The sequence below is a fragment of the Candidatus Sneabacter namystus genome (assembly GCF_008189685.1).
Taxonomy (GTDB): domain Bacteria; phylum Pseudomonadota; class Alphaproteobacteria; order Rickettsiales; family Rickettsiaceae; genus Sneabacter; species Sneabacter namystus.
Map to the genome: position 1 here is coordinate 59,882 of NZ_CP043312.1, position 17,504 is coordinate 77,385.

General features: G+C 36.5%; 12 protein-coding genes. 3 read left to right on the plus strand and 9 right to left on the minus strand.

Features of this window, described 5'->3' with window-relative positions:
• Positions 1 to 51 precede the first annotated feature (51 nt).
• On the minus strand, positions 52 to 4,209 hold the full coding sequence (gene rpoB / locus FZC37_RS00225; protein ID WP_148952234.1) for a DNA-directed RNA polymerase subunit beta: 4,158 nt from the start codon (positions 4,207 to 4,209) through the stop codon (positions 52 to 54).
• Positions 4,210 to 4,545: 336 nt separating this feature from the next.
• Positions 4,546 to 7,074: a valine--tRNA ligase gene (locus tag FZC37_RS00230; RefSeq protein ID WP_148951736.1), complete on the minus strand. Its 2,529-nt coding sequence runs from the start codon at positions 7,072 to 7,074 to the stop codon at positions 4,546 to 4,548.
• 253 nt (positions 7,075 to 7,327) lie between these two features.
• Here FZC37_RS00230 and FZC37_RS00235 point away from each other — a divergent pair, with 253 nt between their 5' ends.
• On the plus strand, positions 7,328 to 8,065 hold the full coding sequence (locus FZC37_RS00235; protein WP_148951737.1) for a Bax inhibitor-1/YccA family protein: 738 nt from the start codon (positions 7,328 to 7,330) through the stop codon (positions 8,063 to 8,065).
• Between the two features lie 14 nt (positions 8,066 to 8,079).
• Here FZC37_RS00235 and FZC37_RS00240 read toward each other — a convergent pair whose 3' ends face one another.
• From FZC37_RS00240 to FZC37_RS00250, 3 genes are all read right to left on the minus strand, one after another.
• Positions 8,080 to 8,757, minus strand: a complete 678-nt coding sequence (locus FZC37_RS00240) for a ComF family protein (protein WP_148951738.1) — start codon at positions 8,755 to 8,757, stop codon at positions 8,080 to 8,082.
• 65 nt (positions 8,758 to 8,822) lie between these two features.
• Complete coding sequence (gene miaA, locus FZC37_RS00245) at positions 8,823 to 9,737, minus strand: tRNA (adenosine(37)-N6)-dimethylallyltransferase MiaA (RefSeq protein WP_148951739.1); 915 nt, start codon at positions 9,735 to 9,737, stop codon at positions 8,823 to 8,825.
• 28 nt (positions 9,738 to 9,765) lie between these two features.
• Positions 9,766 to 10,554: a TatD family hydrolase gene (locus tag FZC37_RS00250; protein WP_148951740.1), complete on the minus strand. Its 789-nt coding sequence runs from the start codon at positions 10,552 to 10,554 to the stop codon at positions 9,766 to 9,768.
• Positions 10,555 to 10,685: 131 nt separating this feature from the next.
• Here FZC37_RS00250 and FZC37_RS00255 point away from each other — a divergent pair, with 131 nt between their 5' ends.
• Positions 10,686 to 11,885, plus strand: a complete 1,200-nt coding sequence (locus FZC37_RS00255) for a glycoside hydrolase family 3 N-terminal domain-containing protein (RefSeq protein WP_148951741.1) — start codon at positions 10,686 to 10,688, stop codon at positions 11,883 to 11,885.
• A 14-nt stretch (positions 11,886 to 11,899) separates the two neighbouring features.
• On the opposite strand, the gene FZC37_RS00260 is transcribed toward FZC37_RS00255, so the two are convergent.
• Positions 11,900 to 12,964 (minus strand): flagellar basal body P-ring protein FlgI, encoded by a 1,065-nt coding sequence (locus FZC37_RS00260; RefSeq protein ID WP_148951742.1) that lies wholly within the window; start codon positions 12,962 to 12,964, stop codon positions 11,900 to 11,902.
• Positions 12,957 to 13,406: a helix-turn-helix domain-containing protein gene (locus FZC37_RS00265; protein WP_148951743.1), complete on the minus strand. Its 450-nt coding sequence runs from the start codon at positions 13,404 to 13,406 to the stop codon at positions 12,957 to 12,959. Before FZC37_RS00265 ends, FZC37_RS00260 begins: the two co-directional genes overlap by 8 nt.
• Before the next feature lie 362 nt (positions 13,407 to 13,768).
• Between FZC37_RS00265 and FZC37_RS03160 the strand changes: the two genes are divergently transcribed.
• The gene (locus FZC37_RS03160) at positions 13,769 to 14,167 is read left to right on the plus strand and encodes a hypothetical protein (protein ID WP_281286400.1); all 399 of its coding nucleotides are present in this window, start codon (positions 13,769 to 13,771) and stop codon (positions 14,165 to 14,167) included.
• A 227-nt stretch (positions 14,168 to 14,394) separates the two neighbouring features.
• On the opposite strand, the gene rpsU is transcribed toward FZC37_RS03160, so the two are convergent.
• Both rpsU and gyrA read right to left on the minus strand, forming a co-directional pair.
• Positions 14,395 to 14,607, minus strand: a complete 213-nt coding sequence (gene rpsU, locus FZC37_RS00275) for a 30S ribosomal protein S21 (protein WP_148951745.1) — start codon at positions 14,605 to 14,607, stop codon at positions 14,395 to 14,397.
• Positions 14,608 to 14,685: 78 nt separating this feature from the next.
• Entirely contained in the window at positions 14,686 to 17,376 is a 2,691-nt protein-coding gene (gene gyrA, locus FZC37_RS00280) for a DNA gyrase subunit A (RefSeq protein WP_148951746.1), read from the minus strand.
• Positions 17,377 to 17,504 lie beyond the last annotated feature (128 nt).

Below are 17,504 nucleotides of genomic sequence, written 5' to 3' on the forward strand. Positions count from 1 at the left end.
CTATAACAGATGAACTAAAATTTCTGAAAAACTTATAACTTGCAATACTCATCAACAATCACTTCTCTTATCCTCTTTGTGTTCAATATTAGACATTGACTCTTGCTCAAAGCTACTGGCATCTTGCCCCCCTTCCTCTAATGACTTTTTTTCTTCTTGCACATCAGAAACACCAGCCTTTTCTAGCTGAATATTCAAGCACAAAGACTGTAATTCCTTAACCATCACGTTAAACGATTCTGGTACACCATACTGGAAAGTATTATCTCCTTTAGCAATAGCCTCATACGCCTTTGCACGCCCAACTACATCATCAGATTTGACAGTCAACATCTCTTGTAGCGTGTAAGCAGCCCCATATGCTTGCAGAGCCCAGCATTCCATCTCTCCCAATCTTTGCCCTCCAAAGTGCACCTTTCCACCCAGAGGCTGCTGTGTAATTAGACTATAAGGACCAACAGAACGGGCATGAACTTTGTTATCTACTAAATGATGCAGCTTAAGTATGTATTGATACCCAACATTAACAGGAAGATCAATATATTCACCTGTACCTCCATCAATCAATCTAGATTTACCGGTTACACTGACTCCAGATAAAGCCAACATATTCTTCACGTCTTCCGCTTTAGCTCCATCAAATACAGGAGTTGCAAAATATATCCCTTTTTGCAATCTTTCTGCCATCTGCACAACATCCGCATCAGACAATACCTCCTCATTCATCTGACTACCATAAATATCGCGAATAAGTTTTCTGATAAAAGATACTCTATCTGGCGAATTGTCAGATAATAACTGTGAAAACTTTTTACCTAGATTTACACTTGCCCATCCAAGATGCGTTTCAAGAACCTGTCCAACGTTCATACGCGAAGGAATGCTCAAAGGATTTAGTATTATATCCACAACTGTACCATCTTCCAAAAATGGCATATCTTCCTCCGGCACAACACAAGACACGACACCCTTATTACCATGCCTTCCACACATCTTGTCACCAGGTTGCAACTTAGACTTAGTAGCAACAAAGACCTTCACAACCTTTAGCGCCCCTTGAGGTAATTCGTCTCCTGCATGCAACCTCTCTATTTCCATCTCCAACTTCTCTCTTAAACCCTTGATCAAATCATCGTACCATTTTTTTAGATCATGAATTTGATCCTGAACTGCTTCTTTTTTAGGAACAATACCCCACCATTTAGAAGCAGGTATAGAATCCATAACAATGGCAGAGCAAACTTTTTCGTCAATTTTAGTACCATGCCACTCTTTTATCTCTTGATTAAGCAAGAGACCTCTCAATTTCTGCAAAGCGAATCCTTCCAAGATAGACATTTCATCATCATGATTAGTCTGCAATTTATCAATTTGCTCTCTCACAAACATTAAGGATCTTTGGTCCCTTTGAACCCCCCTTCTACAAAACATCCTAACATCAACAACTACTCCACTAACACCAGAAGGAACATATAAAGATGAATCCGCGACATCATAAGCTTTTTCTCCAAAAATTGCCCTGAGAAGCTTTTCTTCGGGAGTAACGGGAGATTCGCTCTTAGGCGTCACCTTACCAACTAGTATATCTCCGGCCGTAACTCTTGTACCAACATGTACAACCCCGCTCTCATCTAAATGTAAAAGTTTCTCACTACCAACATTTGGAACATCGCGAGTAATATCCTCTGGACCAAACCTCGTATCTCGCACCACAATTTCAAACTCTTCTATATGAACAGAAGTAAAAACATCATCCTTGATCAATCGCTGAGAAATAACAACAGCGTCTTCAAATGTGTACCCTTTAAAACACGCAAATGCTATTAACACATTACGCCCTAACGCCAAATCTCCATCTTCTGTACTTGGCCCAGCAGCCAACATCTGACCTTTGACCACCTTTTGACCTTCTGCAACGATAGGTATTTGGTTGATACAAGTACTATGGTTTGATCTTTCCAATTTTCTTAGTTGATACGTCTTAACGCCCATCCCACTCACAGGCGTAACGATAACCTTATTATTACATACTTTTTCTACAACACCATCTTCCTGCGCATACACGGAAGTACCAGCTCCCCTTAAGGCTACACTTTCAACACCGGTTCCAACAAACGGAGACTCTGCCCTCAATAAAGGAACAGCTTGCCGCTGCATGTTAGCCCCCATCAAAGCTCTATGAGCGTCATCATTTTCTAAAAAAGGTATAAGAGAGGTGGCTAATGATACAACCTGCATACTTGTTAATCCAACAAAATGCACATCCTCTTTCTTGACATGAACCGTGTCACTTCCGCTCTTACACACAACCACATCTGCAAGTATCCCCCCTGCAGAATCTCTAGCAACGTCAAGATGAGCTATGTTGTATTGCTCTTCTTCTATGGCAGAAAGCTTAACTATTTCCTTAGTCACCTTGCCATTAAGCACTTTGTAATAAGGAGTTTCTATAAAACCATGACAATTGACACTAGCAAACGTAGTCAAAGAACTTACCAAACCAATATTTTGCCCCTCAGGTGTCTCAACAGGACATATTCTTCCAAAATGAGTAGTATGAACATCCCTCACTTCCAACCCGGCTCTTTCTCTATTTACTCCACCAGGTCCAAGAGCAGACAATCTACGTTTATGAGTAATTTCAGCTAAAGGATTAGTCTGATCCATAAACTGACACATCTGAGACGTATTAAAGAATTCTTTAATAGCATTAGAAAGCAAACGTGAGTTAAGAAAATCCTGCAATGAAGCACTCTCAATATCAGGCAATGTAGATATTCTTTCTGAAAAAGCTTTAATTACCCTCATCAACCCAAGCCTAAATTGATTTTCTACCAACTCACCAGGCACTCTCACACGCCTTACACCTAGATGGTCAATATCATCTACTTTACCTCTACCGTCTGCAACATCAGCAAATACACGCAGTGTGTGCTTTATATCATCATGAGTCAGATGCAATGTGTTTTCAGGTATATTCAAACCCAAACGAGAATTTATTTTTACACGCCCTACAAGAGATAGGTTATACCTGCCAGGAGAAAAAAAGAGATTATCCAGTAAAAATTTTCCAGCCTCAGTCGTAACTACCTCCCCAGGACGTAAAACCTTACATATCTCCATCAATGCATTTTCCTGATCTAAGTGTCTTGTAGTAGCCAATGTATTCGCTATAAACCCCCTATACTCCTCATCAATTCTCAATACTGTTATATTTTTAACACTCTCAGACAATTGTGAAACCATCTCATTATCAAGAATAGTGCCCACAGACGCGATAACATTACCTTCATCATCTAGTACATCTTTACCTAAATACATCTCTTGCAATTCATTTATATCAACTAGTATATTTTTCACACCAGCTGACACAAACCTAGAAGCAACCCTCTGAGTAAATCTCTCCCCAGCAGATAAAAGAACTTCTCCATTATCAGCATTAACAATATCTTTTTTCAAAATAGACGCTTTAACAAACTTAGGGTCCAATTTTGTGTACCAACCAAAATCCCCAAGATTATATTCAATCGACATATAATAAAAAGATAATATCTCTGCCTCAGTCATCCCAATCGCTGAAAGCAACACCGTGACGGGCAATTTCCTTCTTTTATCTATGCGAAAGTACATCAAATCTTTTGCATCAAACTCAAAATCCAACCACGACCCCCTGTAAGGTATAATTTTTGCAGAATATTGTAATTTTTGGTTTTTTACTGATTCGGATTTCACTCCATCATGATCAAAAAATACACCGGGAGATTTATGCATCTGAGAAACAACAACCTTCTCAACACCATTTATGATAAACGTGCCAGCATCAGTCATAAGGGGCAAGTCGCACAAAACGATATCCTGCTCTTTGACAGCTTTTTCCTTCAGTTCGTCTGTTGTATTATCCAATATCCTAGCACGAAGTGAAACAATCAAGGTTGCGTAATAAGTAACGCCACGTCTCTTACATTCTTTTACTGTATACCTACTTGGTTCAAATCTATAACTCAAGAACTCTAAAGTAACCGCATTACTTTTATCAGTAACAGGAAACATAGACGATAAAACAGCCTGCAAACCAACGTTTTGCCTTTTATCATGATCAACATCAAATTGCAAAAAACGAGACATATAAGAAAGCTGTACCTCATTAAAATCAGGACAATACAACCCTGAATCAGAGTTGCCAAATTTCTTCCTTAAGTGTGATATCATCACTTATGCAACCTTATGAATAGTTAAATAATAGTAGAAAAAAAACAGTTGATAATAGGATAAAGATCCCGCTTAACAAGACACCTGCTAATTAAAAATGTCAAGGTATTATAGGTCCTGGATATCAGAACAAAAAAGCCTATATCGCTAATCATAGATTTATATGAAGAATACATAAAAGAACTTTTAACAAACTGACACAGCTGGCCACATGCAACATACTTAACAACACAACACCCAGTGGGACACTGATACACCATTAAGTACAATAAATCAACAGGCAAATATAATAAATATCTAAAAATTTAAGAAAATCTATATAAATATATCACATAATTATATAGTTTCTAAAAAAATACTTAGACCATCTTCGCAAATACCATCCAAATGCTTTAACTCTGCTACTTCCTTCTCGTTAAAAATAATCCTTTTGGCAAGCATTGCGCTAGCCAAATCTCTGACTACATCCTGCGGCAACTGAATATCGCTAGTCGATACAACATAGAGTATGACAGGAGTTCTAGCAAACCCCTTTTTAAGCTTACGAGCAAGGCCCAAAATCTTTAACGCAGTATCAATACTATCTCTCGCATCAGCCGAAAAGCCAACATTTAGCTGTTTAGGCCATTGATGTCTAGCATGAATAGACGAATCGCCCGTTTTAGAAATATATGAAAAAAGCTCTTCTGTAATATATGGAAAAAAAGGAGCAAACAACTTAAGAAAAGTAACTATACAAAGGTACAAAGTCATTTTAGCACTATTTTGCCCTTCTTTATCGCGACCAACATCATCATAAACTCTAGCTTTAACCAACTCTATGTAATCAGAACAAAAATTAATCTTAAAAGACTGAGCCACGGTCTGACGAACAACATGATACCTATGCTTAGAAAAATCTTCCTCGCTACTTTTTATCAAATCGTTCATAATTTTCAAAATCCATAAATCAAAAGAACAAAATATCTTTCTAGAATCTATACTCTCTTGAAAAGAAGAATGTAACGACAAATCAGAAATATGTGTGTAGCAAAATTTAGCAGCATTCCAAATTTTTGTAATCAACTTCTTACCATCTTGCATCACTTCATCTGAATAGCAAATATCTGAACCAGGCTTAGTTGACGAACTCCAGTACCTTATTACGTCTGCACCATACTTCTCCATAACAGCTTCTGGACATACTACATTGCCCTTAGATTTAGACATCTTTTGCATATCAGGAGACAGGCACCATCCACTTATCAAAACAGTATTCCAAGGCGGTGTTTTAGCATGTAAATAAGATTTAAGTAATGTACCAAAAGCCCAAGTCCTTATGATCTCGGAACCTTGGGGCCGTAAATCAGCAGGAAAAATTTTGGCATATCTGTCTGCGTTCAGACAAAGATTTGCACTAATACCACCAGCGTTTAGCTGAGGAGAAAGACAACTTGTAGCCCAGGTATCCATAACATCATAATCAGGAATAACTTCATCTCTAGTATATCCTTGCGGAACATCAGTAACTGGGTTAACGGGCAAATCTGCTCTAGATGGCAAAATAACACTTCCATCTTTCTTGCTATACCAGACAGGAATCGGTATCCCAAAGAAACGCTGTCTACTAATGCACCAATCCATAGACAATCCATCAATCCAAGCTTCCATCTTAGACAACATATTACTAGGCACCCAATTTAGGTCTTGAGAATATCTTAAAAGAACATCTCTATGCTCCATACTTTTTATAAACCACTGTTTCATAACCCTTACATCTAACACGGCTCCGGATCTTTCAGCGCATTTCACACTGTGTGTTATAGGCCGTTTAGAAAGTAAAAAATGACCTTTCTGTAGCATGTCACAAATAGACTCTCTAGCGTCTGTAATACTAAGACCTATTAAAGCAGAAAAAATATCCTTAGCCTTGTCTTCTTGATATGAAATGCCCTTGAATGAAAAATTGGATATATGGCCAGATGTAGAAATAATACCTCGCGTAGGCAGCGCATGCCTCTTCCACCACACAACATCAGTAGCATCCCCAAATGTACAACACATAACAAGACCAGTACCTTTTTCAACTACAACATCCACATCTGGTAAAATAGGAACAGAGACGTCAAAAAGAGGCGTAACGGCCTTCTTACCATTTAAGTGCGAATACCTTGCATCAGTCGGATTATAAAAAACTGCAACACACGCTGGTAACAGTTCTGGTCTGGTAGTTGCTATAACAACATCATCCTCTCCCCCATCGATCTTAAACTTAATATCGTAAAAAAATGAATCTTTTTCTTTCTCTTCTACCTCTAGTTGTGAAATAGCTGTAAGGTCTACAGGATCCCACAACACCATATCTTCTTTACTGTACACTTGACCTTTTTCAAAAAGATCCATAAAAGAAAGTTGCGACAATCTCTGATTCTCTTTACTAAAAGTTGAATATTCAAGAGACCAATCAAAAGATAAGCCCACGCCTGACAAAATTTGCCTAAACTTTGGCTTCTCTTTACTTACAGTAGAATCGCATAATTCACGAAACTTTTCCCTGGATAATGTTTTAGATTTTACTCCATGTAACTTCTCCACTAATCTCTCCGTTGGTAGGCCATTATCATCAAATCCGATAGGATAAAATACATTCTTACCCCTCATACGTTGATAACGCGCAATCATATCAGAGTGGCAATAGCTAAAAACATGCCCCATATGCAATGCGCCAGAAATTGTAGGAGGTGGAGTGTCTATTACGAATGAATCACCCCTACTTTCCTCCTCAGACCATTTATACACCCCTTCTTTGTGCCAACTCTCATCCCACTTTTTTTGTATCATACGAGCGTCATATTTTGCCAACATGTCACCCTTATTTCCTTGCATAAAATTGATTTAGAACAAATTTCAAAAATAAGCCAATCAGCGCATCTTTAATAACTAAAAAAAGCACCCTTAGACAACTATAAACATAAGCTTTGTTCACAAGCATGGTAAAGAATATCTTGAAAGTTTCTCGTATACAAGTATAATTCTCTTGTCAAGGGCTATAGACAAGGTTTGAGGGTGTGTAATAAGTTGGGTCCTATCGTCAGGTAGTCACTTTTTATTTAGAATAAATTTCAAATAGGACAAAAATATGAGTTACAAACAAGGATACTCTTCTATAGAAATAGATTCAGGGCTAAGAACGTACATGCTAAGTGTGTACAAATATATGTGTTCAGCCCTTTTTACCTCAGCTGTAGCGGCGTTTTTGACCGCAAACGTTAGCTTTATAAGAGATATGATGTTCATCACTAACCCTTACGGCATGTTAGGAATGACAAAGTTAGGCATTCTTGTTTCACTGTCGCCTATGGGAATAGCATTATACTTTTTCCTAAAACAAGAAACCATGAGGTTAGATACCGCTCGCAACATGTTTTGGGCATACTCTATACTGACAGGAATGTCGTTGGCGTCAGTATGCTTTGCATTTACTGGAGAGTCCGTCGTTGTAACATTCTTAGTATGTGCCTCTCTTTTTGGGCTAATGAGTTTGTATGGTCACGTGACTAAAAAGGATCTAACAGCATTTGGATCTTTTTTACTCATGGGGTTGTGGGGATTAGTAATAGCATCTGTAATAAGTCTAATCTTACCCAACAATTCTACTTTAAACTTTGTAACGTCAGTTTTAGGAGTAGCAATATTTACAGGTATAGTTGCTTATGACACACAGAGGATAAAATCCTACTACTACTCTAGCTCACACAGTTCTGAAGATCTACATAAGGTCGCTATTATAGGAGCCTTTGTACTATACCTAGACGTGCTAAATATGTTCTTGTACTTACTTAGATTTTTCGGAGTGAGTTCCAGAAATAGCGATTAGGCAAATTTTTTTTCTTATCTTTTCGACACCACAGAAGCTGCGGTTAGAACATAGATTGTCTTAGCCCCAGCTTTCTTAAGAGCCTCAGCACAAAGATTTGCAGTACTTCCAGTAGTTAATACATCATCTATGAGGAGTACGTTTTTTCCTTGTATTTTGTCTTTTTGCTTCACGACAAAGCTGCCCAAAAGATTCTTTCTCCTTATTTTCCTATCTTGAGATTTTTGAGGTAATGTTAATTTGGATTTTTTCAAAACCATAGGATGGTAAGGCTTACCTGAAACTTTAGATAAATCCTTGGCTAATAAATGCGCCTGATTGTATTTTCGAAAAATCATTTTAAGAGGATGCATAGGAACGGCTAATAACACGTCCGCAACAGAAATAAAATCAGAGTATCTATTAAGCAACATCCTTGCAAAGAAGGCTGATACGTCATACCTATCACCATATTTGAGACGATATATCAAGCCGTTACTAAACTCATCAAAGTTAAGCAAGGCACGAGACTTATTATATTGCGGAGATTCTAGAAAACAAATACCACATTCTAAGCCCTGATAACAAGACAACCTACCACAAGTAATACAACAGTTATCTTGTATAAAAGTGCATGAGTTCCAACATATATGACACAAGCCACTTTCTCGTAAAATAAAATCTCCACAAGCAAGACACCTATTTGGCATCATAAAATTAAGACAAAGCCCAAAGAAACTCTTAATAGTCAACGACACTTCTATTTTGTCCTTTTATACTAAACAATACTTAAATCATCTAATTTGCTGTATAACTCCTCAACAGAGGAGTACTTAATAACATAATCAGGTGTAATTTGATTTTTAAACCAAGTAATCTGCCTCTTAGCATAATTTCTAGTACGTTGTTTGGCAACAAATACAGCATTTTCATAAGACAAGCAACCACGTACATACTGCAATAATTCCGTAACGCCTATTATATTGCTAGCGTTTTTCATTTTAACACCAGAGTCATTAGCAACCTTTACCTCACTAACCGCACCATTTTGCACCATATTATCAAAACGTTGATCGCACGCTTCATATAAAATTCTTCTTTCAGGCACAAGCGTAATAATCTTCTTTTTATAAGTTAAAAGAGGATTATACCTATCTCCTTCAAGAAAAGACGTAAGAGGTAAGCCAGTTTGTAAAAAAACAGCATATCCTCTTGCAACCCTATAGGAATCATTTGGAGATATCTTGTTTGCCCAAACAGGATCTACTTTTAACAAAAGGTCATAAATTGATCGTGTTCCATACTTTTGTATTTTTTCTTGAACTACAGAGCTTACGCAACACTGAACAGGAGGTAGGCTATGCACCCCTGATAAAAGAGCAGAAATATAAAAACCACTACCACCCACAACAATAGGATATTTTTGTCTCCCAAAGATATTTTCTATAACACCCGCAGCACGTGTTAAATAGTTTGCAACAGAAAACCCATCATTGACGCTTAAAAAGTTATATAGGCTATGCTCTACTACCTGCAAATCTTCTATCTTAGGAGAGGCTGTAAGAATACGAAATTCTTTATACACTTGAGCACTATCAGCATTAACGATCACCCCTTTACATTTTTTTGCTAAAAACACTGCAAGATCAGATTTGCCACTGGCAGTAGGGCCACAAATAATAAGAACTTCCATATAATCATTAAAACTAATGTCACATTTACTAAGAAGACATAATCATTTCAGCCTTATCAAATAAGTCAAAGAAATTTTTACTCGTCTCCTTGCATACTACGTCAAAGCTAATTCCTTTTACTTCTGCTATACATTTTGCAACCTCCACAATAAATGCAGGCTGATTAAGTTTACCCCTATACGGAACCGGAGCAAGATATGGAGCATCTGTCTCTATAAGTAGTCTAGATAAAGGAATCTTTTTGACTATACTACGTAGATCACTAGCATTAGAAAACGTTATTATACCAGAAATAGAAATATATAAATTCAAATCTAAAGCTCTTTCTGCTAAATCCCATCCACCAGTAAAACAATGCAAAAGACCTTTAAACGATTTTTGCATCATTTCTCTTTGCAAAATCTTTTGCATATCTATGTCTGCATTGCGTGAATGAATAATGAGAGGTAATCCACTTGTTTTAGACGCTGTAATATGAGTAAGAAATGACTCTATCTGACAAATTTTATTCTTGTCATCACCTTTATAAAAATCCAAACCAGTCTCGCCAATACCTATAATCTTTTCTTCTTGAGCATATAACAATATTTTCTCTAATGCCATCTTATCTTTGTCTGCCTCCAATGGATGTATTCCAACAGAACCAAAAATATTGTCGTATTGATTTACAAGCTCAAGTATTGCTGACACATCAGAACTTTTAGTACACACAGTCTGTACATACTCAACACCAGCTTTTTTCATATTTAACACTACATCATGTACACAATCAACAAAACTAGGCCAAGTCAAATGGCAGTGAGAATCTATCAACATAAAAATAAAAAAATAAAAGAAATAATACGTTACGCGTCTTTTGTATTTCGTAAAAAAGAAAAACTTTAGGTTGTCACAAAGAAATTTTAACTATAAGTTGTTATCAAGAAACTTGTTTTATACTTTTAATTATGTCTTACAACATACTTGCACCTGCGATAAAATTTACACTTTGCATAACAACAACGCTTCTACTGTTATTTAACAGTACCACAACAGCAAAGCCGAATGAATATGGCTCAAAAATACTTCTGTCTATAAATGAAAAAAACACGTTACACAAAATGCTAGGACAAATGATTATACTAGGATTCAAGGGTACAAGCATTAGAGATAGAAATGTAAAATCCATAATGCAGCACATAAAAAAGAGAGAAATAGGAGGAGTAATAATAGAAACTCATAACGTTTTAAATCCCAAACAACTGAAACACCTAAACAGAGCAATTTTGAATACTAAGAGCAAAAGCAAACATAACCTACCAACCATAATCGCAGTAGAAAGAGATGGAGGAAAATTCGGATGCCTATCACAAAAAAAAGGATTTAAAGTATACCCAAGACCATACAACATGACAAAACTGACAGCATCTAAAGCAAGAAGAATTTATGTACATATGTCTAAAAATACAAAATCACTAGGATTCAATATGTTGCTAGGACCATCTCTCAATATATCAAAGAAATCAGATATTTTAAATCCACACAGCACAATGTTTAGTAAAAACATTAATACAATCGTTACTTATGCTACAGAATTTATAAAAGCCCATAAGCATAATGGACTAATAACAAGCGTGAAATATTTTCCAGGGCAAAAATATCTTAACTATTCTGCGTCCGATGATGACGCTGATATAATAACAAATTGGGAAGAAGTAGAAATTACTCCGTTCAAAAAGATTATTAACTCTAACCTCTCCGACTCTGTAATGATAGGTCATACATACAACAGAGAAGTCGATGAAAAAAGGCCTTCACCTTTATCACACAAAACAGTGCATCAATTATTAAAAAAACAGCTGAAATATAAAGGGGTAATCGTGTCAGACAATCTAAACAAACATATCATCAGCAAGTACTGCGCTCCAGAAAAAGCAGCTATACAGTCCATTTTAGCCGGGAGTGACATAATAATTCTAGCGCAACAACAATCTAACAAAAAAGGAAAACACTTAAATAAAACAAAAAATATCCCAAACGCCATATGGAAAGAAACACTTTCCATTTTACAAAAAAGAAACACTCAGGCCTTATTCCTCAAACAGAGAATAATAGAGTCATACAACAAGATATCGAAACTAAAGAAAAAAGTACTAATCGCTATGTAAAAAAGATAGATTGGTTACTTTATTTCTACGGTAGCATCTAACGCTCCAGCAGATTTTAAGCACCCTATTATATCTATTAGATCTTTAGGCAGTACTCCCAATCTATTTAACCCCTCCACTATGCCATTTAAAGTTGCACCATAGGAAAAATTTTGCACACCAAATCCTCTCGTAGAGTCCGATTTCTTAGAAGATAGCGTTCTTAACATTCCATGCTCCTTACCAATGCTAAGAACCATATTGCCATGCGCAATAGCAACTGGCTTAACTTTTACATTGCCTCCTATTATAACTGTACCAGTAGTATCGTTCACTATCACTAACGCCTTTGCATCAGTATTAATCTCTATAGCTTCTATATTTGCTATAAGTTTTATCACGTTAGATTGTTTAGGGATTTTTACTTTTACTGTAGTAGAGTCAATAGCAGAAGCAAGGTTACCAGATATCATATCATTTATCCTATCAGCAATCGCAACAGCGGTAATAAAATCAGGATTATGTAGCACAACATCGATACTCTCTCTATCTTGCAAAGCAAAATCAGTGCTAGCTTCAACTACAGCACCACCCAAAATTGTTCCTGTAGTCAAATTTTCATTAGATTTAGTACGCACGTCAGCAGAAGCTGGAGAAAATCTCTGTACCATCACTGCTCCTTGAGCAATGGCATACACCATGCCATCTGGACCAGATAATGTCGTTGGTAATAGCACACCACCTGACAAACTAGTACAATCACCAACAGCACTAACCTTTACATCTATATGGCCACCTGGCTGAGCAAAAGTTGGAAGACTAGCAGTCACTATAACAGCCGCTACATTTCTAGTACGCACAGCCTCTCCGCTTATACTCATACCAAAACGGCTAAGCAAGTTACCCAATTCTTGTCTAGTAAATACAGAACTCCTAAGATTATCTCCTGTTGCAGCGAGACCACTAACAAGACCATACCCCATGATAAAATTCTCCCTCACACCCGCTATACTTGAGACATCCTTTATTCTGGTTTTGGCAGAAGCACCACCAAATAGAAAAAAAGACAAAAATATAGAAACTGTAAAAGTTTTAAACATAGCTATTGATTCCAGATACAGCTCTAATGAGTTCTAAAAATCTCTTCCTTACGTTTTTATCTTTGATACTATTGTAAAAGCGTACCAACGTTATAATTTCTTTCTCACTAGTAATAACATCTTGCTCTGAAGCTTTAGGAGTAAAAATAGCTTGATCTTCTGCAAAAGAAGCAGCCTTTTTACTTCTTCCATCCAAAATATCGTCCAGATTTTCAAAGAAGTATTCAACAGGAACTTTCAATAATTTTGCAAACCTGTATAACCTACCACCAGCAATTCTATTAGTAGATTTCTCATACTTTTGTATCTGCTGAATACTAACCCCAGCATACTCTGCTAAATCTTTTTGACTATATCCTAACAAACATCTTTTTCTAAAAAGCCTCTGGCCTATTATCACATCCACCTGATCAACTCTGCCATCCTTTTTTTTGTTTTCCATTTGACAATTGTGAATTAACGAATTAAAAACTTAACTGCATACTGGCAGGCCAGTATATCAACCATTCAACGCACAAGATTTTACAAAAACGTACGAAACCATATAATAACTCTAAGCTAATTATTAATTTTATACAAGAAAAATATTTGACACTTTGACTAAAAAGGTGATTTAAAAAGGCAAATATAGCATGTTGATATTATACCCAATTCTTAATCATTAACCTTTTATTATTAGGAAATAATGACAAATTTTACAATTCCCCCTATAGAGAAAGCAAAATATATTAATCGTATTCTTGTTGTTAATTTATACTCCTTAACAAAGATTAAAGATTTAGAAAAGCGTCAAATGCAATACTAATAAAAGCCTCTAAAAGCCATATAAAAGGCTCTTTCATCATATCACAAGAAGGAATAAATTGTGCATTTGCAGCAAATTCCGATATCGCGATACCATTTATAAAAAATATACTTAGACTACTTAAGATTGATGATTATGCATACAACTTCAGCAGAAGTACTATGAATCCTTTTTCTAAACTAAAGGTTAAAATCAAAACTGAAGTTGTAAAATTGAGGATAAATAATTTAGACTTAACAAAAAGAGGCAAATACATTAAAGCATCAACATGGAACGCTTTTACAAACCAAAATGACGTAGTAGTTTTAGACACAAGAAACGCTTATGAGTACTCACTTGGAGCGTTTGAAGACGCAATAAACCCACAAATTGAAACCTTTAGCGACTTTGCATGCTAAATGCGGTATGTCTGAAACGAAAGAAAATAGCAACATATTGCACAGGCGGAATACGCTGTGAAAAAGCTACCTCATATCTAATACAAGAACTAAACACAACTAGCGTGTTCCAACTCAAAGGGGGAATACTATCCTACCTAAGAAACACCAAAACAGACGCAAGCAAATAAAAAGGGAAATGTTTTGTATTCGACGATAGAGCAACAGTATTATAAATATTAACCTATTTATATGGCGGAAATAACAGGAGCTCTGCCAAACCTGGTCTTACGTCTGCGCTTGGAAGCCTCAGCAGATCTCCTTCTACTTTTTTCAGAAGGGCTTTCATAATGGCGCCTCTCACGCATTTTACTAAAGCGCAACTCTTGCCTTAACCTTTTTTGCAAAATTTTTAGCGTAGCATCCGTGTTACTACTACATCCCACAACAATTTTTGACATATTTATCTCTCTTTTTATATAAATTCAACCTTCAAAAGTAAGCGGAGAAGGAATTATACCATACGCAGAAAAAAACTTCTATTCTATTTGATCTACGTCTATAGCATTATGGATAAGCGCTACAGATACGACCCTCTCATTCTTACGAGTTTTTACCAAAATTACCCCTCTGGTATTACGCCCTGTCACCCTTACGTTGTCAAGCTTGCACCTTATCACCCGACCTAAATCCGTTATCAGCATCAATTCAGCCTCCGCAAGATCTTTCACCAATACAACGCCAACCACGTCGCCAGTCGTAGCAGAAACAGCAAGATTAGCTACGCCGCTACCACCTCTATTAGCAGTTCGATATTCAAAACACGAACTACATTTACCATAACCTTTTTCAGTAACAGACAAAAGAAATACGTCATCTCGAGCCATATCAGAAATTTTAGACAGTGAAATCATGTCTGTAATACCCATTTTTTCTACCACTTTCATAACAGACAAATCACCCTGATCTGACAATAACTTAGATCTTTGCTTGAATGGTATAGTAAGGTAAGCGTTTCTTTCTTGTTGAGAATAAGAACCACAACTTAGTATCGCTTTTGAAACTACTTTATCGTCTTTAGCAAGTTTTATTCCCCTTACACCGTCAGAACTGCGACTCTTAAACACTCTTACCGCATCAGAACAAAATCTAATACACTTTCCCTTAGCAGTTGCTAACATAATTTGATCATCTAACGAACATAATTGTACAGAAATCAATCTATCATCATCCTCTAACCTGATAGCCATCTTTCCATTAGAAGGAATGTACTCAAAATCAGAAAGCATATTCTTTCTGATTTTACCCTTTTGTGTGACAAATACTATACATACATCTTCCTTTGAAAGATTTTTCACAGAAAAAGACAATACATCAGCGATGCTTTCACCAGAAGCTAATGGTAACAAGTTAGCTATTGGTTTACCTTTAGCTTGCAAACTAGCAAGTGGCAATTCATGCAACTTCAACTTATATACCTGACCTGTGGTAGAAAAGAATAACAATTTAGCATGAGTACTACCTACTATTATATTAGTAATAGCATCATCCTCTTGCACATTAGTAGCCAATTTACCTTTACCGCCTCTTCTTTGAGCCCTGTAAGTATCTAGAGATAAACGCTTTACATATCCAGACATGGTAAACGTTACAACCATCTCTTCCTCCGGTATTAAATCCTCTTCAGACAAATCCTTCTCTTCAAATTTTTGTATTAGAGTAAGCCTAGGGCTGTTAAACTCTTTCCTTAAACATACCAACTCCTCTTTTAATATACTCAATAACTTTTCAGCAGATGACAAAATGCCTTCATATTCAGCTATTTCAACAACTAAAGCACGTAAATCATATATTATCTTTTGACTTTCTAAGCCTGTTAAACGGGCTATTCTCATATCTAAAATTGCCTTAGCTTGAGTGGCAGATAACTGCAATTGCGCACCGTATTCATGATCAGGAAATATATGACGCAAAAATTCTGTTACAGTCTCTGTATTCCATTTCATCAACATTAACCGCTCCTTAGCTTCGGTATAATCTTTAGATAACTTGATAGTCCTAACCAACTCATCAATGTTGCTCACAGCTAGCAGCAAACCAAGTAATATTTCCCCTTTATGCCTTGCCTCAATTAATAAAAATGTAGTACGACGATGTACAACTTCTTTTCTAAAATCTATAAATGAGCCAATGATCTCTCTGAGATTCATCAACTTTGGCATATTATTATCAAGAGCTAGCATATTCATACCATAACTCACCTGTAACGGTGTATAAGTATAAAGCTGCTTTACAACAACTTCAGCGATAGTATCCCTTTTGAGTTCTACTACAACCCTGATACCACTTCTATCAGACTCATCTCTCAAATCACTTACTCCAACAATACGCCCTTCTTTGATAAGCTCTCCTATCTTTTCAACCATCTTGGCTTTGTTAACAGCATAAGGAATTTCCGTGATCACAATAGCCTGCCTCTCTCCATAATTTTCTATTTCTGTCTTACCCTTGATCATTATCACTCCTCTGCCAGTCTTATATGCTTTACGCAGATTATTTATACCTATCACAACCCCTTGGGTAGGAAAATCAGGACCTTCTAGTACATCTATTAACTCATCAACAGATACATCAGGATTATCTACATACAAACAACAAGCATCCACAAGTTGACCTAAATTATGCGGAGGTATATTGGTTGCCATACCAACAGCAATCCCCCCAGAACCATTTAACAAAAGGTTAGGAACTAAAGCAGGCAACACTTCAGGCTCTTTTTCTGAATTATCGTAGTTGGGCCTAAAATTTACAGTACCTAGAGCTATATCTTTTAGCAAAAAATCAGAAATCTTAGCTAATCTTGCTTCTGTATAACGAATAGATGCTGCATCATCTCCATCTATTGAACCAAAATTTCCTTGCCCATCTATTAAAGGAATTCGCAAAGAAAAACCTTGAGCCATCCTCACTAAAGCATCATAAATAGCTGTCTCACCGTGAGGGTGGTATTTACCTATAACATCACCAACTGTTCTAGCAGATTTCTTGTGCGGCCTATTGTGCATAAAGCCAGACATATACATAGAATACAAAATCCTTCTGTGTACAGGTTTAAGACCATCTCTTACATCAGGTAAAGCTCTACTGACTATAACGCTCATAGCATAATCTAAGTACGAACCTTTGACCTCTTGTGTAATATCCACACTTTCAATTGCTTCCAAATTCATTTTCTGTAATACACCATTAATTGAGAAACTGACACATATTCATTTAAACCTACCTTTCTTACAAGCAAAAGATAATAACAGCATTTATAAGTAGTTGCCACTAACCACTGATCATTACGCACATAACA

Bases quoted from the DNA above. Each gene is read 5' to 3' on its own strand.
- gyrA (WP_148951746.1), bottom strand. From the start codon at position 17,376: ATGAATTTGGAAGCAATTGAAAGTGTGGATATTACACAAGAGGTCAAA.
- rpsU (WP_148951745.1), bottom strand. From the start codon at position 14,607: ATGTCAAAAATTGTTGTGGGATGTAGTAGTAACACGGATGCTACGCTA.
- rpoB (WP_148952234.1), bottom strand. From the start codon at position 4,209: ATGATATCACACTTAAGGAAGAAATTTGGCAACTCTGATTCAGGGTTG.
- miaA (WP_148951739.1), bottom strand. From the start codon at position 9,737: ATGGAAGTTCTTATTATTTGTGGCCCTACTGCCAGTGGCAAATCTGAT.
- FZC37_RS00255 (WP_148951741.1), top strand. From the start codon at position 10,686: ATGTCTTACAACATACTTGCACCTGCGATAAAATTTACACTTTGCATA.
- FZC37_RS00260 (WP_148951742.1), bottom strand. From the start codon at position 12,964: ATGTTTAAAACTTTTACAGTTTCTATATTTTTGTCTTTTTTTCTATTT.
- FZC37_RS00235 (WP_148951737.1), top strand. From the start codon at position 7,328: ATGAGTTACAAACAAGGATACTCTTCTATAGAAATAGATTCAGGGCTA.
- FZC37_RS00265 (WP_148951743.1), bottom strand. From the start codon at position 13,406: ATGGAAAACAAAAAAAAGGATGGCAGAGTTGATCAGGTGGATGTGATA.
- FZC37_RS00240 (WP_148951738.1), bottom strand. From the start codon at position 8,757: ATGATGCCAAATAGGTGTCTTGCTTGTGGAGATTTTATTTTACGAGAA.
- FZC37_RS00250 (WP_148951740.1), bottom strand. From the start codon at position 10,554: ATGTTGATAGATTCTCACTGCCATTTGACTTGGCCTAGTTTTGTTGAT.
- FZC37_RS00230 (WP_148951736.1), bottom strand. From the start codon at position 7,074: ATGCAAGGAAATAAGGGTGACATGTTGGCAAAATATGACGCTCGTATG.